Origin of the sequence: Brachybacterium sp. NPDC056505 (genome assembly GCF_042794925.1) — a bacterium.
In the GTDB taxonomy this organism is placed as follows: domain Bacteria; phylum Actinomycetota; class Actinomycetes; order Actinomycetales; family Dermabacteraceae; genus Brachybacterium; species Brachybacterium kimchii.
On the sequence record NZ_JBHTSV010000002.1, the window covers coordinates 145,919 to 164,815 of the forward strand.

Sequence of the window (18,897 nt, forward strand, 5' to 3'; positions counted from 1 at the left end):
CGCGAGCTGGCGTCCGGGCGGCGCGCGAGGGATCTGCGCGCAGGCGCGGGTGTCGCGCGCGCGAGCGGAGTGGTCGCATCCCTGCCTGGCACCCGGTCACGGTATCAGCCGAGGGTGCGCGGACCCGGGACGGACGGGGCACACAACTCAGTCGTCCTGCTTGCCACGGGAGACGAACGTCCGGAAGCGGGTCGGAACCCTCACGGCGCGCTGAGAGCGATCGGCGGCCACTTCGGCCGTGCGCGCAATCTTCGTTAGACGCTTCTCCAGCTGTGCCAGTCTGTTCTGGGTCGCGGCGACCTGCCCCTCTGCGATCTCCGCGCGGCGAGTCGCCTCGGCGAGCCGTTCCTCGGCCACACCGAGCCTCCGGGAAAGCTCCGCAGACTGCTCGTCACTGCGCTTCCGGTTCTTGGAAATGTCCTTGCGAACCGCAGAATGCGAGGTTTTCCTGGTACGTTCTCTCTCCTGGAGAACTGCGTGCCGCTGCGTAGAAGTCGCATTCTCTCCGAGCCAGGTCGGACGTACGACCGGAGGGAACGTCAGCTCCGTGATGGTCCGCTCATAAGATTCCAGAGCGCGCTCCTGACCTCGGTCATAAATGTGCTGGAAACCGTTCTCATGGATGAAGTCGCTCAGAACCTCGAACCGGTCAGCGTGCCCGCGGTTGAACTCGGTGAAGTCGGCATGATCGAAGAGCTCACGAACGGTTGTTGCGGCCCCTCCGTCCCCCCGGACCACATACGGAATCTGATGGTACCGAGCAAGCTCCGCGGTTCGTGAATCGTGCGCGAGCATCACACTCGGGGTACCCGCGAGCACCGCGGCGATATTGCCGTGCGCCCGCGCACCGAAGGAGAACGCGGCCTGACCCAGCCGTCTGATCCAAGGATATGCATCGATGTACATTTCGGCGCGCGCGGAGGTGAACTGGGGGTGAGACCTTTCAAGCGGCAAGCGCGGATCTGAGCCCACGTAAGGATCGGTCGCCCAGAGCATGAGCTCAAGAGTCCCATGCTCCTGGGCAATGTACGCAGAATCGTAGTTCTCTTCCGCGTCGGCGATGAGATCCGCACCGAAAGGGTCCCTGGTCTCGAGGTTGTAGACGATCGACGATCCGGACTCCAACGAGGGCGGCACCTCGACCCTGTGGCCAGGGCCGTGCAGCGCGAGAGATGGACAGCCGACGACCACGACGTCACGAAACCCCAGGGAGCGCAGATAGTCGGCACTCATCTCCCCTCGGACCGACAATGCGCTGGACCCATTGAGCACCGCTCTTGCAAAACGCTTGACAGTGGGCTCGATCGCCTTGAGCGCTGAGGGATCCCCGTCGAGCGGCAGCTGTGCACCCCCGGAGAGCATCATAAAGGGGATTTTCAGTCGTTCAAGAAATTCTGCGGTACGGAGCAGCTGCCCCTCGAACTCTGGCCTGAACGCGTTCGCAAGAGGGAGGACGAATCCGTCGTACTCGTCATTTACGGCATCAGCCATTTTCGCATTGATGCGATAGTGATTTGCGTCGACGATCGTGTCGTGCGTCGAGAACAGTTTGTGCGCTGCGGCACCGTAGACGAGGTTGCCGCTGTTAGTTCCAAGCAGATTTCTATCGAAGGTGCTGAACGGATCCGCAACCTCGAACGGAGTCTTTCCCAGTCGCATCAAGTAGCGTTTGGCCATAAGAGGACGAGACTCCTTCGTGCGCGGTCCGGGATCGATCGTCGATCACGTTGGGCCATGGGAAGGCCTCTCGTGCTCATCCTACTCGCGCCGTAGAGTGGAACCATGGATGACCATCCGCCGACACGTGACGTGGGACGTGACGTCGTTGGCACCCGTGAGCTCCTGCTCGAGGCAGTCTCCGTCGCTCTCGAGCCCATGGCCACATGGATGGCCGAGCAGCGCTGGTACTCCGCGAAGAGCGCCGGCCCTCCGACCCTGTCCGTACAGGGACTTGAGGTCATCGCCTCCCACGACGGTGATGATGCATCCAGCACGGACGATGAAGCTCTCGTCCTGGATCTCGTCGTCCGCGCTTCGACGCCTCCTCCTGGAGCGGACTCTGCCGACCCCTCGATCGCCACTGAATATCAAGTGCCACTGGTCGTACGCACGGACACGACATTCAGCGACACAGTCGAAGAGGATCCCGAAGGCCTCATCGCAATCATCGAGATCACCAGCGACGAGCTCGGGAGACGGGCGGCGAGTGCGGCAGGTGCAGCCATGCCGACGGGTGGTGCCCGCAGAAGCCCATGTGACCCCCAGGTTCGTCTGCGGATCGAGGACGCGTGCCGCACCGACCTCGGCAGGCGCGCCCTGATGGACGTGCTCACTGCAGGTCGTCCGCTCGTCGGCCCCGACCTCTCGCTGGACCCCGCACCGGTCCCCGGACGCACCGCCGCCCGCGTAGTCGCGACGCGCCTGCTCAGCGGCGAGCAGTCGAACTCCTCGATGATCTTCACGCTGGAGGACGCCGACCCAGTGATCCTCAAGCTCTTCCGCGTGCTCGCGCCGGGGGAGAACCCCGACGTGGTCCTGCAGGGCGCTCTCGACCGCGCCGGCTGCACGCGGATCGCCCCGATGATCGGATCCGTGCGGCTGCGCGTGGGGGCGGGGGGCGATGCGACCGCCGGGGAGGACGCCGACGGCAGCGCCGACGCGCTGCTCGCGCAGGGATTCCTGCCGGACGTCGAGGACGCCTGGCGGGTGGCGCTGCAGCAGGCCTCGGGCGGCGTCGACTTCCGGGCGGGCGCGCGCGACCTCGGCGCCGCGGTCGCCGAGGTGCACCGTCTGCTCGCCGCCGAGCTGCCGAGCGCACCGGCGACCCCGACGGACCGCACGCGCGTCCTCGACCAGATGCGCGCCCGTCTCGACGAGGTCGCCGCCCAGGTCCCGCAGGTCCTCCCCCATCGGGCCGCGCTGCGCGCGCTCATCGACGCCGCGGCCGACGCCGCCTGGCCGCCACTCCAGCGCATCCACGGCGACCTGCACCTGGGCCAGGTGCTCGCCGACCCCTCGCGCGGCTGGGTGCTGCTGGACTTCGAGGGCGAGCCGCTGCGCCCGCTCGCCGAGCGCGCGCTCCCCGACTGCCCGGTGCGGGACGTGGCGGGCATGCTGCGCAGCCTCGACTACGCGGGCGGAGCCGTGCTGCACGAGCACGGCGTGGACGCGTCGGCGTGGGTCGCGGAGTCCTCGCGCGCCTTCCTCGACGGCTACCTCGACGGCTACCTCGACGCCATGGGGATCTCCCACGAGGACGCGTCGTTCCTCGCGCTGCTGCGCGCCTTCGAGGCCGACAAGGCCGTCTACGAGGTGCTGTACGAGGCGCGGAACCGTCCGAGCTGGCTGCCGATCCCCCTCGGCGCGCTGGCCCGGCTCAGTTCTCGCTGAGCACCGAGGACTCGGGCGTCGCCGCGCCCACCGGCATCCCTGCGGGCGCGACGGAAGGGATCGACAGGGCGGCGGGCACGGCGTGCAGGCTCGGCGCCGGCCGCAGCACGCGCCGCACGGCCGACGGCGTGGTCGACACGTCGCCCTGCTCGACGCCGGGCAGGAACGGCGCACTGATCACGCGCAGGAGCAGGCGCGCACCGACGACGACCTCCGCGCGGTCCCCCTCAGGTCCCTCCCACACGCGGGTGCGCACGCCGCTGACCTCGCCGTCCTCGCTCACGGCGAGCCCGACGCCGCGCAGCGCACGGTCGGCGACGCGCAGCAGCGACGCGGGACTGGGCGAGGCAGGCGGCTCCGCGGTCGATCCGATCAGGGCGCTCACGTGCTGGATGGTGCGCACGCCCCGGTAGCGGGTGCCGGAGGCCCGGTCGCGACGGGGACGATGCTCGATGAGCTCGAGGCCCGGTCCGCTGGCGTGGGGTGCACTGCCGTGGGGTGCGCTGCCCTGGGGTGCGTGGCTGCGCGGTGCGCCATCGTGCCGGGGGGCGTCGTGCAGGGCGGTGCTGTGCGGCGCACCGTGCGCGCGCAGGGCGTCGACCACGACGGTGAGGATCTCGTGCACACGGCGGCGGGCCTCGGCGGGGCCGGTCGGGACGCGCTCGTGTGTAAGCGGCCTGCCCGTCATCGGCTCACCTCCACGCTGCGTCCTGCCCTGATGCCCGGGGCCTGATGCCCTGGTGTGCTGCGGCTCGGCCCACCGTATCCGTGCGACGCTCCTCGTCACGATGGGGAGAAGTCCCCATCGACAGGCCGTGCGAGACCTCTCCGGACCGTGCACGACATGACGGCGTCGGGCGTGCCCCTGTGGTCAGGATCCGTGCCGGACGGGGCCGGATCGGGCACGGAATCTGACCGCCGGCCCAGGCCGGTCGTGCAGCCGGGCAGACCGGCCGGGCTGGAGCCGGGCAGACCGGCCGGCCCCGCACGTAGCGGTGCAGACCTGCCGGGCGCCCGGCGGGCCGCCCATGCGGCCGCCCGGCGGGCTCAGTCGACGGGGACGAACTCGATCGGGCTGACCTGGGAGTAGCGGTCCTCGCGGATCGCGACCACGCCCACGCCGCCGATGAACGGGGCGAGGGCCTGGGGGTTCTTGCCGGGGTTGGCGAGGATGACCTGGAAGCCGAAGTGGCGGAAGGACTCCATCGCCGCGGTGATGAACTTGCCGGCGCCCTTGGAGAAGGCCTCGTCGATGATGATCGGCGCGTAGCGCGGGACGTCGATGCCGGTGCCGGCCAGCTGGTAGCGCAGCGCGGCCGCGAGGCAGAAGGTGGTCAGACGCTCGTTCTGGCCGCCCGAGAGCGGGCCGCCGGACTCGTGGGCGTGCACGACCTTCCCCTCGGCGTCGACCTCCTCGGCGTGGAAGTGCACGTGGCGGCGCACGTCCAGGATCGCCCGGGAGACCTGGTCGTCCTTGGTGCGGGCGTTGGAGATGAGCTCCATGAGGTGGCGCAGGGAGACGAAGCGCTCCTCGGCCCGGTCGCGGTCGCGGGTGATGTCGTTCTCGATGGTGCCGGCGACGGCGTCCTCGAGGGCCTTCTTGAACTCGTCGAGGGCGGCGAGATGCACGGGCCGCATGGACAGCTGCAGATAGCGCCCGGAGTGGAACTCCACCTGGGAGAGCAGGGCGTTGATGCGCTGGAGGCGCTTCTTGATCTCGGCGGGCTCCCGGGCGATCGCGGTGGCCAGGGCCTGGACGTCGCCGAGGGTGTTGCCGGTGAAGAACTCGAAGAAGCGGTCCTCGACCTCGGGGAGCTTCTCCTCCTCGATGCGCTGGAGGATCGCGAGGTGGTCCCCGGCGGCGTCCAGGGACACGTCGGTGTCGCCGGCCTCGGCGGGCCAGCGCCGGGAGAACTCGCGCATCGCGGTGCGCATGTCCTCCTCGGCGCGCGAGGTGCGCTTGGTGAGGTCCACGAGCTCTGCGTCCAGGGTCGCCGAGGCGTCCTTGGTGACCTGGTCGATCGTCGAGAGGACGATCGTGGGGGCGATCGCGTGGAAGCGCTCGGAGAGCTCCTCCTCGACCTCGGGGCTCAGGCTCCGCTCGCTCAGCCGCTCCTTCGCCTTCCCGAGGCGCTCGGCGGCGCGCTCGGCCTGCTCGCCCAGCTTGCCGGCGCCGCGGGCGACGTCCAGCAGCTCCTCGTCGGCGTCGGTGATGGACTGCTCGACGTCGTCGATCTGCCGGGCGAGGTCCGCGAGGGCCTCGGAGCCGGACTCGGCGGCGCGGACCATGTCCCGCAGGTTCGCGATGCGGCGGGCGACGGACGCGGCGTCGATGTCGTCCCACTCGACGGCGGCGAGCGCCTGCAGTGCGAACAGCCGCTCGCGTCGGTGCTCGGCCTCGGCCTCGACGTCCTTGCGTCGGGCCTGGGCCTCGAAGAGGGCCTGCTCGGCGCGGGTGCGCTCGCCCTCGAAGACCGCGCGCTTGCCGCGGTTGTCGAAGCCCAGCACCCACTGGGAGCGGTCGTTGATCGCGCGGTCGGTGTTCTTCTCGTGCCGGGACGCGGAGTGCTTGATCTGGCCCGAGCGCAGCACGGCGCGGTTCAGCCGCGTGAACTCCTCGAGGTCCTCCGCGCACACGTAGTCCATGCGGGCGGCGATCTCCCCGGAGAGCCAGGTGTGGAACTCGCCGTCCTTGACGTCGAGCTTCGCGGCCAGCGTCGTCGGGTCGATGCGCCGCGAGGGCCGGGTGAGGTCCGTGTTCACGCGGTTGTAGGAGATGCGTCGGCGCAGGCGCGTGCGGTCGATGACCCCGGCGACCTCGCGGTAGACGCGCTCGGGCACGAGGATCGAGCGGGCGAGGCCGCGCAGCGCCTGCTCGGCGGCGGCCGTCCACTCCTGCTCGCCGTCCTTGACCTGCAGGAGCTCGGCCGCGAAGGGCAGATCGGTGGGCGCCACCCCGACCTCGCGGGCGATCATGTCGCGCACGGCGACGTCCTCGGAGTGCAGGTTCGAGGCGCGGGAGGTCAGCGAGTTCAGCTCGGCGACGGTCTGCTGGAGCTCCTGCTGGAGCTCGCGGACCTTCGCCTCGGACTGCCAGCGGTTCTCGTCGGCGTTCTTCTCCTCGGTCTCGAGGGTCCGACGGAGATCGCCGACCTCGCGCTGGGTCGCCAGGAACAGGTCCTCGCTGACGGGGGTGCGCAGCTCGACGGTCGCGAGCTGCGCGGCGAACTCGGCGGCGCGCTCCTTGCGGCGCTCGCGCTCCACGTCCAGGCCCGCGATCTGCTGCTTCCAGTCGTCGATCTCGCCGCCGCCGGCGCGACGACGCTGCTCCTTGAGCTGCGCGAGGTCGGCGCGGGAGTCCGCGAGATCCTGGGTGAGGCGGCGCTGCTGCGCGCCGACGCGGTCGCGCTCGAGCTGCAGCCGCTCCTGCTCGTCCTGCAGGAGCCGCACCAGGTGCTGGGCGGCGTAGACGTCGATGTCGCTGCGGCGGTCCACGAGCTCCCCGCCGCGCTCGCGCATCTCCTTCCACGAGGTGTGCGCGTCGCGCAGGCCGCGCAGCAGATCGCGCTGCTCACGAGCGGTGACCAGGGCGTCGTAGACCTCGGAGAGGTTGTGGAAGTTCGTGAGCGCCTGATCCGCGAGCTCGAAGGTGCGAGGCTCGTCGAGCATGTAGTCGCGCAGCAGGGCGTTGACGTCGCCCAGCTCCTTGGCGCTCTGGATCTTGTGGAGAAGACCCAGGGCCTTCTCGTCGGGGATGCCCAGCAGCTGGCAGAACTTCGCCCGGTACTCGCGGAACTGCCGGAACGTCTCGGTGCCGGGATGGGCCGCCTCGAGGGCGCGACCCTCGATCTGGCTGGAGACGAACTGGCGCAGGTCCGTCGCGTCGAGCGCCTTCCGGGAGATGACGTACAGGCTCTTCACGTCGGAGTCCGAGGTGTGCCCGGCCTGCAGGAGCAGCAGGCGGGAGAGCTGCACGACGCCGCCCTGCCCGTCCGCGAAGCGCAGCGAGAGGACCGTGAGGGTGGTCTTCTCGCGCAGCACCTCCTGGTTGAACTCGCCGGTGGAGGCGTCGTAGTGCATCGCCCAGGCGCCGCGCACGTAGCTCGCGACGGTGCGGCGGTACTTCGAGCGCGCCGGGCCCGCGTCGGACGCGGCGGCGTTGAAGTGCAGGGTGCGCGGCGGGGTGAGCAGGGCGCTGATCGCGTCCAGCAGCGTGGACTTGCCGGTGCCCGGGCCGCCGGTCAGGAAGTAGCCGCGCGGGGAGATCTCCAGGTCATGGGTGCCGTGGAAGGTCCCCCAGTTCGAGACCTGCACGTGCACGAGGCGCCACTGCCCGGGATGCGGGTGCTCGGGGTCCGTCTGCGCGGCGTCGGCGCGGTCGCCGGTGTCCTCGGCGAGGCCGGGCAGGTCGAGGGTCGTTGCGTCGGATTCCACCCCAGAAGGGTACCGGGGCGGGCGGGGGTCGGGGGTGGGGTGGAGAAGCGGGGAGGACGGGACGGCGGCGGGTCGTGAGACGTTCGGTCGTCGACGGCGGGCGACGAGCGCGACGGCGGGTGCCCGTGTCAGCGCGTCCAGCCATGGCGGCGCAGCGCGTCGTCGACCCTGATCACCGCGCGCGAGCATCCCTCGTGCAGATCCGTCGCGACGGTGCGCACCTCGATCCAGCCTGCGCTCACGCGGCGCTCCGTGCGCTCGATGTCCCGCTCCTGCTGAGCACGCGTGAGGTGGCGCGGCCCTTCGTGCTCGAGGCACACCCGGTAGCGCGGCCAGGACAGATCCGGCTCGCCGAGGTCCACTCCCCCGTCGTGCGTGCGCGCGTTGAGCCGGGGCTCGGGCAGGCCGGCGTCCTCGAGAGCCAGACGGAGCCTCGTCTCCGCCGGGGAGTCGCTGCCCACGCGGGCCCGGTCGAGCGCGTCGCGCAGCGCGTGCACGCCCCGTCGTCCTCGACGCGCCTCGAGCGCTGCGGCGAGATCATCAAGGGACGCGTAGGGCTCGGTGCGTCCCTCGAGACGGGGTCGGGGCCGACGCACGAGGTGATCGGCGATCGACACGAGATCGCCGGACCTCAGCAGCAGGGCGAGATCACACCACGTGCTGATCCTCGTCGTGGCCCGAACCCCTCCGACGAGGATCGCGTCCTTCGCCTCCGCGTCCGAGCTCATATGCCACCGGATCAGGGCCGAGTCCTCGTGCTTGCGGGGGCTGGCCACGTGGACGGTCCAGCTGCGCACGGCCGTGAGCCCGCGCGGGATCGGCATCTCGAGCAGCTCCGCGGCGGTCTGTCCGCAGGCGAAGGCCGACGGGTCGTCGAAGCACAGCGCGCGCACGATCTGCGCGGCGCTCGCCCCGGTCCCCGCTCTCGCGTAGAGCCCGCGTGCCAGCGTTCGGATGTCCGAGGAGCGCAGGCGGGCCGCGCCGACCCCGGCGGCCCTCGCCTCCCGGGTGGTGAACACCGGCGGCAGATGCGCAGGCAGCGGCGCACTCGGCTTCGACATGGGCACCAGCGTCCCCGACTCGCACCCGGACGTCGGGAATCATCCACAATGCCCAGCTCACAGGACGCATCCCGGCCGACCGGACGGCCTGCGCAGCGCCCGGTCGACGCGGGCACGACGACACCGTCGCGCGACGGCGAAAAGTGGTCCCTGCGACGGCGAAAGGTGAGTTGTCGTCGTCATCGCCCGGTGAGAGGTGAGTTGTTGTCGTCAAACGGGCCTTTTGACGGCAACAACTCACCTCTCGGTGAGCGGAGGTGTCGAGGGGTGAAACCGCGTGGAGGCTCAGGGCGGGCTGATCGGCGGCCTGGCCTGCGACCAACTGGGTCCGGGCGTGCCGGTCCCCGGGCAGGCCGGCCCCCGTCCGCGCAGGTCATCCTGCCGAGTCGTTGTACTGGTCGAGGGCGGACTGCAGGCCCTTGACCGCCTTGGTCAGCCCCTCCTTCGGGCCGTCGCCCTGGAGGATGCCCTCCCAGGCCTCCTCCACGGCCTTGCGGGCCTGAGGCATGATGCCCGCGGTGCCGCCCTGGGTGGGGGTGCTGAGCTCGGTCTCGTCGAGCTGCTGGATGGCGACGTCGAACTGAGGGAAGTCCTTGCGCCACTTCGTGTCCTCGGGCTCGTCGAGCGCCTTCTTCGAGACGGGGAAGTAGCCGGTGCCCGTGTGCCAGGTGGCCTGGTTCGCGGGCTCGTTGCAGAACTGCACGAACTTCCAGGCGGCCTCCTTCTCCGCGTCCGAGTGCTTCTCCCCCACCACGTAGAGCGAGGCGCCGCCGATGACCGGGCCGTACTCGCTCTTCTCGATGCGCGGGTAGAAGCCGACGCCCAGCTCGAAGTCCTGCTCGTCGGCCGCTTCCTTCATACCTCCCAACGCGCCGGTCGATTCGAGGGTGATGCCGATCGTGCCGGACTTGAATGCGTCCTGCGCATCGGCCGGGGCGCGCCCCGTGTTGCCGGCGATGCCGTCGTCGACGAGCTTCTTCCACCAGGTGAGGAACTGGACGGCGGCGTCGTTGTCGAAGGCGAAGGCGCTCGCGCGCTCCTTGCCGCGACCGTTGTCGGGCGTGCAGTAGAGCTCTCCGGCCGTGGCGATGATCTGCTCGACGAACCAGCCGTAGATCGCGCCGTTGAAGCCGAACTCCGCCGGGCCGTCGTTCTTCTTCGACAGGGCCTTCGCGGCCTCGGCGACCTCGTCGAGGGTCTCGGGCGCCTTGTCGGGGTCGAGTCCGGCCTTCTCGAAGAGCTTCTTGTTGTAGTAGAGGACGGGCATCGAGGTGTTGAACGGCATCGACCAGAGCTTGTCGGCGACTGTGTAGTACCCGGCGATGTTGGGCTGGATGTCGGAGACGTCGTAGGAGTCGCGGTCGATGAACGACTGCATGGGCACCACGGTCCCGGAGTCGATCATGAACTGCAGGCCGAGGTCGTAGATCTGCACCAGGGCAGGGGTGCTGCCGGACTGCACGGCGGCCTTGTACTTGGTGATGCCGTCGTCGTACTCGCCCTGGTAGACGGGCTTGATCGTGATCTTCCCGGAGTTCTTCTCGTTGAACGCCTTGACGAGCTTCTCGAGGGTGTCGCCGTTGGTGCCGTCCATCGAGTGCCAGAAGGCGACGGTGGTCTCGCCGTCGGCCTTGTCGAGGGCGCCGGAGTCCGGAGCCTTCGCCTCGGAGCCTCCTCCGCCTCCCGAGCAGCCGGCGACAAGGGGCGCCGCGGCCGCCATCCCCGCCATCGAAGCCATGACTGTGCGCCGTCGGATCATCGTCGGGCCGCCTTTCGTTTCCGTGAGGTGCGGGATCGGTTCTGTGGGGGTGCGGGATGCTCGAGGGAGCGCGAGCAGGTGCGGGGATGTGCGCAGGTGTGTAGGTGTGCGCAGGTGCGGGGATGGGCGTCGTCCTCCGCGTCCGCGCCGCTCATTTGATCGCTCCGCCGGTGAGGCCGCGGACGATGAACCGCTGGCCGAAGATGAGCAGCAGCAGGGTCGGGACCACCGCGAGCACGGTGCCGGCGAGCACGAGGCCGGCGTTGAAGTTGTCGGCCGACTTGAGCTGGGTGATGCCGATCTGGATGGTCTGCATCTGCGGGGTCTGCGTGACCAGCAGGGGCCAGAAGTACATGTTCCATGCCATCAGGAAGGACCAGAATCCGAGCGCCATCAGCGTGGGCCGCGACAGCGGGATGAGGATCCGCAGGAGGAAGCGCGGGTTCGAGCAGCCGTCGATGCGGGCGGCGTCGAACAGCTCCGAGGGGAAGGACATGAACGCCTGGCGCAGGAGGAAGATCCCGAAGCCGTGCGCGAGGAACGGGAGCGTCAGCGCGGGCAGGGTGTTGATGAGGCCCGCGTCGGAGATGAAGAGGTAATTCGGGATGATGATCGCCTCGACCGGCACCATCATCGTGCTGAGCAGCAGGAAGAACCAGAAATTGCGCCAGCGCATCGGCAGGAACACGAGGGCGAAGCTCGCCATCACGCTCGTGATCATCTGGCCGACGGTGATAATGCCCGCCATCGCCACGGAGTTGCCCCACTGCCGCAGCAGCGGGATCGCGTCGAGGGCGTCCGCGAAGTTCTGCAGGACCGCACCGCTCCTCGGCCACAGCGCGGCCGGGTAGGCGTTGATGTCGCCGGGTCCCATGAGCGACCCGGCGAAGCCGAAGTACACGGGGAACCCGATGAGGACCAGGAAGATCAGCAGCACGACGTAGGTGCCGACCTTCGAGGCGAGGCCGCCGGAGGGGCGTCGGCGGCGCGCAGGGCCCGCCGGCGTGGTCGGCACCGGGCGAGCCGCGGACGACGTCGTGGTCGAGGAGTGCTCGTTCACTGGTAGAACACCTTCCTCTCGACGAGCCCGAACTGCAGGGCGGTGATCACGACGACGACGAGCAGCAGGACGATCGCCTGGGCGGAGGCGTATCCGAAGTTCGAGTTGCCGTAGGCGAAGGCCTGTTCGTAGATCGAGTAGACCAGGGTGGTGGTCGACCCCTGCGGCCCGCCGCGGGTGAGGATGTGGATCTGGCCGAAGCTCTGCAGGGAGTTGATGGTGCCGGTGACGAGCAGGAAGAAGATCTGCGGGGTGAGCAGCGGGATGATGATCGAGCGCTGCATGCGCAGCCCTCCGGCGCCATCCAGGCGGGCCGCCTCGATGATGTCGTCGGGCACGGAACCCAGGCCCGCCGAGAGCACCAGCAGGTTGTAGCCCATCTGCATCCACACGGTGGTGAGCGCGATCGAGATCAGCGCGATGTGGGGGTCGGTGATCCAGCCGACGCGGCCGATGCCGAACGTCCCCAGGATGCCGTTCAGCACGCCCGTGGCCTGGTTGAACATGACCGCGAAGATCACCGAGGCGGTCGCCACGGAGAACGCGAACGGTGAGGCGAAGGCGGTGCGGAAGAAGCGGATGCCGCGGATCCTCTGGTGCAGCAGCAGCGAGAGCATCAGCGAGATCGCGATCACCGGGACCACGGTGAGCACCACGAAGGCGATCGTGCGCAGCAGGACCGCATGGAACTCGGAGTCCTGCAGCAGCTTGAGGTAGTGCTCGGCGCCGACGAAGCCAGCAGGTCGGCCCAGAATGTCGTTGCCCTGGAAGGACAGCACGAACGAGCGCGCGAGCGGGAAGAACATGAAGACCGCGAAGACCGCGAGGGCCGGCACCAGGTAGAGCCAGGAGCTGTACTGACCCCGTCGTGAGGGTCTGCGGCGCGGGATCTCGGATGCGTCGGGGACGGTGGATGCGTCGGTCGACGTCGTGGTCATGCGACCCCTCCTCTCCTCGTCATCGAGGCGGTGGGCGGGCGGTCGCCCTCAAAGGCGCGACCGCGGGTGGGGAAGGTCAGGGAATGGCCCGCGCACAGGTGAACGGGAGGTGAACACGGTGATCCAGGTCACCGTAGCAGAGGGCGTGAGGCAAATGTCGGAGCCCGGCCTCGCCTCGCGTCACCGTGCCTGCGCCGCCGTCAGGGATGCGCGGCGCTCGTCCGAGGTCCGGTGCCTCGGGGTCGACGCCCCGGGCTCCCACCTCCGACCCTCTGCCGTCAGCGCCCCTCGTCCCCGTCCGCAGGGCCGATCGCGCCGTCCGCACTCTCTTCCTCGGCGTCGGTCGTGGACACGGCGGCGCCCCCGAAGGCGTCAGCGGCCCCCGCGTCGGGATCTTCCGCGGCGTGCCCGTCCTCCGTATCGGCGCCCTCGATGTCGACGTCGTCCGGACCGACATCCTCGGGGTCGACATCCTCCGCGTCGACATCGTCCGCGTCGACATCCTCGGGGTCGACGTCCTCGGGGGCATCGTCCTCGGGATCGGCGAGGCCGCCGGCCCCGGCCTCGCGGTAGAGCGCGATGAACTCGCGGGCGGTGTCGGGGCCGATCATCAGGCGCAGCACCGGGGAGACCTCGAAGGAGTCGCCCTGCTCCTCGAGCAGGCCCGCGCGCTGGATCTTGGTGATGGAGGCGCGCACCTCCTTGGCGAAGCCGGCCTCGTCGGTCGAGGTGGAGCGGCGGTAGGCGGCGAGCGCCTGTTGGATCTCCGCCTCGGAGACCACTGCGCGCTGGCCGCGCGAGGACTGGGTGAGCAGCATCTGGCGTAGCACCAGCAGCAGCACCGAGTCCAAGCGGTTCAGGCCGGAGAGGCGGCGCAGCAGCTTGGGGGCGTCGGGGTCGGCCTCGCTCTGGCGCAAGAAGGCGACCTGGGCGTCGTCGTCCAGGACCAGCTCGAGGAACATGTCTGCGAGCCGGGCCTCGATGGCCGCGCGATCCCGCAGCAGCTGGCCGTAGCGCTGGGGCTCACGCCGACCGTCGACGAAGGGCCCCTGCAGCAGGGCCACGAGGACGCGGCGGGACTCGTCGACGAGCGCCCCCAGGCCCGACGTGGTGGGCGCGTCCGGGTCGTCCGGGGAGGAGGCCGAGCCCGACGAGGTCGGGGAGGCCGCGGCGGCGGGCGAGGCGGGGGATGTCATGGGAGCCACGATCATCGAGGGTACCTGCGAGACTGGCCGTCATGGACGATCTCACCGTGGAGCGGGTGCTGCGCACCGTCGAGGCGATCCCCCGCGGGCGGGTCGCGAGCTACGGCCAGGTGGGCGACGTGTGCGGGGTGGGGCCGCGCCTGGTGGGTCGGATCATGAGCCAGTGGGGCTCGGGCGTGACGTGGTGGCGGGTGACGTCGGCCGACGGGGACCTGCCCGCAGTGCTCCTCGCGCGCGCCAGCGACGCGTGGGACGAGGAGGGTATCGCGCTGAAGCCCAATGGGCGCGGATGCCGGATCGCGCGGTACCGGGCCGATCACGAGCAGCTGCTCGCCGATGCGAAGCGCGCGTGGGCGGACCTGCCGGAGGAGTGAGCAGGGCGCGGAGGGAGAAGGCGGAGATGCAGATGCACTCGGCGGGGACGACCCGACATCGGTCACGCCTCGTTCGTCGGCAGTTCGCCCTGTTGTAACCTCAGGAACGGCCAGGCCGGGGCCCGACCGTCTTCCGCGCAGACCCGCGCGGCGAGCCCAGGGATCGAGCCCGCCGCCACCACCCGTTCATGACCGCGCGTTCCGAGGAGGCCCCGTGCACGTCGGGACGATGCTCCAGCGCACACTGAGCGCGGCCGCTCCCCTGTGGGAGCAGGCCTTCGCCGCATGGGCGTGGCGCCATGCCGTCGGGCCGCGTCCGGTGCATGTCGAGGTCGAGGGCGCGGGGATCGGCGGGACCGAGGCCAACCGGAGCAACGGGGCCCGCGGGACCGACGTGCTCCCCGCCTCCCCGCGTCCCCATCTGCTCGGGGCCGACGGGGACGCCGCGATCGATCTGGGCGAGATCGGTGCCGAGGGACGCACCGTGAACCTCGCCGACCCCTCCACCCCCGCCTGGCTGTGGGTCGAGGGCCTCAGGGCTGCGAGCGCCGGGAACGAATCCACAGCGACTGCAGGCGTCGGGGCCGCGGGTGTCGGGGCCGGATACGGCGTGCGCTGGTGGGTCGACGAGCAGGTCGAGCTGCCGCGCGTGAGCGCCGTCGTCCCCACCTTCCGCCGCGAGAACGATGCGACCGCGCAGGCCCACGCCTTCGCCGCCATGCCGTTCGTCGCCCGCGTCCTCGTGATCGACCAGGGCGGCACGCTCGCCGGGCACGTCCCCTTCGCCGAGCTCGTGCAGGAGAGCAGCGCCCGCGATGCCGCCGCGCGCATCGAGCTGATCGAGCAGCCGAACCTGGGCGGCTCCGGCGGGTACGCGCGCGGCATGCTCGCCGCGCTCGAGGACCCGACCCAGGCCATCTTCCTCTCCGACGACGACGCCCTGATCTCCGAGGAGTCCCTGCGCCGACTGCTGACCTTCCAGGCCCTCGCCGAGGCACCGACGATCCTGGGCACCGGGCTGCTGAACGCCGACTCCCCCGTCGGCGCCCCCACCCTGCTCACCGAGGCCGAGCACGTCGAGCGCACGACCTTCTTCTGGCGTCCGGCCGACGGCATGCACGGGCCGCTCGACCTCGCCGGCACCACGCCCGCCGACTGGGACGCCCTACTGCCGCGCACGTCCGCGGACTACACGGGCTGGTGGGGCACGCTGCTCCCTCCCGGCGCCGTCGGGACGCTGGGGCTCCCCGCGCCCTTCTTCCTGAAGTGGGACGACGCGGAGTACGGGCTGCGCGCGAGCGCGAGCGGCTATTCGACGATGGTGCTGCCGGGCGCCTCGGTCACGCATCCCTCCTGGGACGCGTACCGCACGCAGATGAGCTGGAGCGCGCGGATCCTGCACCGCAACCGTCTGGCGACCGCCGCCGCGCATCGCGCCGGCCGCGGGGTGCTCGCCGATTCCCTCGCCCACCAGCTCAAGCACGTGCTGTCCGGCCTGCACCTCACCGCGCGCCTGTGGGACGAGGGCGCACGAGCGGCGCTCGCGGGGCCCGAGGCATGGCTCGGCCGGGATCTGGGCACCGCGAGGGCCGACGGCCAGGCGGTGGTCGACGCCTGGCGCGAGCGCCAGCGCCCCCGCACCGAGAGCCTCGAGCCGACGCGCACCACCCCGTTCTCCCTGCCCGCCGGGGCCCTGCGGGCGCTCGCGCGCGTGCTCTCCCCCGTCCGCGCTCCGCGCAGCGTGCTCGAGATCCCCGCGGACGAGGTGTCCTGGCGCACCGTGCTCGGGGCCGACGCCGTGATCATCACCTCCGCACAGGGCGAGAGGATCGACGCCTTCGCGATCGAGGGGCACGATGATCGGTCCCTGCTCCTGCGGGTGCTGCGCACGCACGTGCGCCTGGCCCTGCGCTGGGGTCGGCTGCGCCGCCGGTACGCGCGCGCCCTGCCGCGCTGGACCACGGCGGGCGCCTGGCGGGAGATCCTGGAGCGGGCGGACACCGAGCACCAGAGCACCGACCATCAGAGCACCGAGGAGCGCACGGACGAGAGCGCTGACGCGAGCCCGGAAGGAGGCCGCTGATGGCCGCACGCGGCAACTCCCTCAAGCGGCGCCTGCGCAGCACCGGCGGCAAGCTCCTGCGCCGCTTCCGCCTGCTGCCCGGGGGCGTGCCCGACGGCCTGGGCGATGACGACCGTCTGGGCGAGACCGTCCTCGAGGGCGACGTCATCCTCTACTTCCCCGACACCCTGGAGAGCCTCTACCAGCTCGACGACTGGTTCGGGCCGCTGCGCGAGCTGCACCGCCAACGGGGCGTGACCATCGTGTGCATGGACTCGCGGGTCGCCGCGGCGCTGCGCGAGAAGGTGGAGATGACGGTCATCACCGTCGCCCGCGACGCGACGCTGGACGCACTGATCCTGCGCAGCGACACCAAGCTCATCCTCTACGTGAACTACAACCCGCTGAACACGGCGCCGCTGCGCAGCCGCTCGGCGCTGCACGTCTCGCTGCTGCACGGCGACTCCGACAAGGGCGTGTCCGTCTCCAACCAGATCAAGGCCTACGACTTCTCCTTCGTGGCCGGGCAGGCGGCGATCGACCGCCTCGAGCGCTACTCGACCCTGTTCGACGCGCGCACCCGCTGCATCCCCGTCGGCCGGCCCAGCCTGGACACGGACCGCGTGCCCGCCTCGTCGCGCCCCGAGGGCGCTCCCCGCACCGTGCTCTATGCGCCGACGTGGGAGGGCGGGCAGGCGAGCGTCGCCTACTCCTCGCTGCTCACCCAGTCGGAGATGATCGTGCGCTCCCTGGTCGCCGCCGGCCTGCAGGTCATCTACCGGCCGCACCCGCTGACGGGCGTGCGCGTGCCCGCCTTCGGTGAGGCCGACGCCCAGCTGCGCGAGCTGCTCGCCGAGCGCGGGCAGGAGGTCGCCGAGCGCCACGGCATCCAGCAGGACTTCGCCCGCGCCGACCTCATGATCTGCGACATCTCCGCCGTCGCGACCGACTGGCTGGCCACCGGCAAGCCGCTGATCGTCACCGAGCCCGCACGCGCCGAGGGTGGACCCCGCGAGGCCACCACGCGCCTCCTGCAGACCGCCCCGCGCCTCACCGAGGAGCAGGCCCCGCGCGCGGGCGAGCTCGCCCTCGAGCAGATCACTGAGGACCCCCAGCGCGAGCAGCGCCGCGAGCTCACCGAGTACTACCTGGGCGACACCAGCCCGGGTGCCTCCCTCACGCGCTTCCTGGATGCCTGCACCGACCTCACCGTGCTGCGCGATCAGCTGTGGGCGTCGATCCAGGAGGAGGGTCAGTACGGTGCAGCCGGCGATCCCGCTGCCGACCACGGGGGGCGGGCGGCGCCCGGGGGCTCGGTCTGAGAACATCGGCGCCGCCGGCCCGGCGATACGATGACCGGGTCCCTCCGGGCAGCATGGAGAGGATCACTCCGTGTCGGCCGACACCGCGTTCCTCGCTCGTCACCGAGTACGATCGCGGCGACGTGAGCCCGGGTCCGTCATCACGACGGCGCCGGGTCGCCTGCACGGATCCGGTCGCCCTCCGCGATGAGATGCGGCAGTCGACCGAGCAGGATGAGAGGAAGACACCGACCGTGGAACCCATCACCGCGAGCCCCGCCCGGCAGTGTCCCGACGGGAGTCGCCCGTGAGCGTCGCGATCCGCAACGGAGCAGGCTCCAAACGCAGCAATCTCGGCATCATCCGAGAGCTCGTCGACACCCGCAAGACGCTCTGGGTGCTCATCCGCCGCGATCTGAAGCTGCGCTACGCCGGCTCGATGCTGGGCTGGGTGTGGACGGTCCTCGAGCCACTGATGATGAGCTCGATCTACTGGTTCGTCTTCACGGTGATCTTCCACCGCAGCGTGGGCAACGATCCGTACATCATCTTCCTGCTGGCCGGGCTGCTGCCCTGGTTCTGGTTCACCAACGGGCTCACGCAGGGTGCGGACGCACTGGTCTCGCAGAGACGCCTGCTGGCCTCGACCGCGCTTCCACGCCAGATCTGGGTGCTGAGATCCGTGGGTGCGAAGGGCTGCGAGTTCCTCTTCTCGGTCCCCGTGTTCCTGCTGTTCCTCATCTTCTACCACCCGCAGTACAACTGGCAGCTGCTGTACATTCCCCTGGGCCTCGTGCTCGAGCTGATACTCCTGGTGGGGCTGGGCTTCCTGCTCTCGCCGATCATGGTGCTCGTGCGCGACCTGAAGCCGATCATCCGGCTCATCACGCGCGTCATGTTCTACGCCTCCCCGGTGATCTACGGCTACCACGACGTCGCCTCACTGAAGGTGCCCGAGTTCGTGAAGGTGCTGTACGGGCTGAACCCCGTGACCGGCATCCTCGAGTGCTTCCGCTCCGGCTTCTTCGATCAGCCGGCCGCCGGGCACGTGATCCTGAGCGCGACCATCGTGTCCGTGCTAGTGCTCTTCCTCGGCTGGTTCGTCTTCAAGCGCCTCGAGTCCACGGTCCTGAAGGAGATCTGATGGCCCGCACACAGCGCAGCGAGGAGCCCCGCAGGCTCGCGACCGCTCCTCGCCACGTCCGACGCGGCCCCGCCCCGGCCTCGTCCCGCCCCGAGTCCGTTTCACGCACCCGCCGCGGCACCGTCGCCGGCGCTGCGAGTGAGCCGGGCGCGGCATCCGACATCGCGGC

General features: G+C 70.4%; 13 protein-coding genes. 5 read left to right on the top strand and 8 right to left on the bottom strand.

Annotated features, from left to right (window positions below):
* Window positions 1–147 precede the first annotated feature (147 nt).
* Window positions 148–1,677, bottom strand: coding sequence for a polysaccharide pyruvyl transferase family protein (locus tag ACFQ53_RS02450; RefSeq protein WP_377854846.1), 1,530 nt, complete (start codon window positions 1,675–1,677; stop codon window positions 148–150).
* A 642-nt stretch (window positions 1,678–2,319) separates the two neighbouring features.
* Between ACFQ53_RS02450 and ACFQ53_RS02455 the strand changes: the two genes are divergently transcribed.
* Window positions 2,320–3,390, top strand: a complete 1,071-nt coding sequence (locus ACFQ53_RS02455; protein WP_377854848.1) for a phosphotransferase — start codon at window positions 2,320–2,322, stop codon at window positions 3,388–3,390.
* Here the strand turns inward: ACFQ53_RS02455 and ACFQ53_RS02460 are convergent.
* From ACFQ53_RS02460 to ACFQ53_RS02490, 7 genes are all read right to left on the bottom strand, one after another.
* A complete protein-coding gene (locus ACFQ53_RS02460) occupies window positions 3,377–4,078 on the bottom strand; it encodes a hypothetical protein (RefSeq protein WP_377854851.1) in 702 nt (233 codons plus the stop codon). The genes ACFQ53_RS02455 and ACFQ53_RS02460 overlap by 14 nt on opposite strands.
* A 359-nt stretch (window positions 4,079–4,437) precedes the next feature.
* Window positions 4,438–7,824, bottom strand: coding sequence for an ATP-binding protein (locus tag ACFQ53_RS02465; RefSeq protein WP_377854854.1), 3,387 nt, complete (start codon window positions 7,822–7,824; stop codon window positions 4,438–4,440).
* 128 nt (window positions 7,825–7,952) lie between these two features.
* The gene (locus ACFQ53_RS02470) at window positions 7,953–8,885 is read right to left on the bottom strand and encodes a hypothetical protein (RefSeq protein ID WP_377854857.1); all 933 of its coding nucleotides are present in this window, start codon (window positions 8,883–8,885) and stop codon (window positions 7,953–7,955) included.
* A 373-nt stretch (window positions 8,886–9,258) separates the two neighbouring features.
* On the bottom strand, window positions 9,259–10,623 hold the full coding sequence (locus ACFQ53_RS02475; RefSeq protein ID WP_377854859.1) for an ABC transporter substrate-binding protein: 1,365 nt from the start codon (window positions 10,621–10,623) through the stop codon (window positions 9,259–9,261).
* A 172-nt stretch (window positions 10,624–10,795) separates the two neighbouring features.
* Window positions 10,796–11,704 carry a carbohydrate ABC transporter permease gene (locus ACFQ53_RS02480; protein WP_377854862.1) on the bottom strand — a complete coding sequence of 303 codons (909 nt, stop codon included), beginning with the start codon at window positions 11,702–11,704 and terminating at the stop codon, window positions 10,796–10,798.
* A complete protein-coding gene (locus ACFQ53_RS02485; RefSeq protein WP_377854865.1) occupies window positions 11,701–12,642 on the bottom strand; it encodes a carbohydrate ABC transporter permease in 942 nt (313 codons plus the stop codon). The genes ACFQ53_RS02480 and ACFQ53_RS02485 overlap by 4 nt, the downstream gene beginning before the upstream one ends.
* A gap of 278 nt (window positions 12,643–12,920) precedes the next feature.
* Complete coding sequence (locus ACFQ53_RS02490) at window positions 12,921–13,838, bottom strand: DUF4194 domain-containing protein (protein WP_377854867.1); 918 nt, start codon at window positions 13,836–13,838, stop codon at window positions 12,921–12,923.
* Between the two features lie 41 nt (window positions 13,839–13,879).
* Here ACFQ53_RS02490 and ACFQ53_RS02495 point away from each other — a divergent pair, with 41 nt between their 5' ends.
* From ACFQ53_RS02495 to ACFQ53_RS02510, 4 genes are all read left to right on the top strand, one after another.
* Window positions 13,880–14,221: an MGMT family protein gene (locus tag ACFQ53_RS02495; RefSeq protein ID WP_377854870.1), complete on the top strand. Its 342-nt coding sequence runs from the start codon at window positions 13,880–13,882 to the stop codon at window positions 14,219–14,221.
* A 214-nt stretch (window positions 14,222–14,435) separates the two neighbouring features.
* Window positions 14,436–16,304: a glycosyltransferase family 2 protein gene (locus ACFQ53_RS02500; protein WP_377854873.1), complete on the top strand. Its 1,869-nt coding sequence runs from the start codon at window positions 14,436–14,438 to the stop codon at window positions 16,302–16,304.
* Entirely contained in the window at window positions 16,304–17,605 is a 1,302-nt protein-coding gene (locus ACFQ53_RS02505; protein WP_377854876.1) for a CDP-glycerol glycerophosphotransferase family protein, read from the top strand. Before ACFQ53_RS02500 ends, ACFQ53_RS02505 begins: the two co-directional genes overlap by 1 nt.
* Window positions 17,606–17,891: 286 nt before the next feature.
* Window positions 17,892–18,728, top strand: coding sequence for an ABC transporter permease (locus ACFQ53_RS02510; protein WP_377854879.1), 837 nt, complete (start codon window positions 17,892–17,894; stop codon window positions 18,726–18,728).
* Window positions 18,729–18,897: the final 169 nt, after the last annotated feature.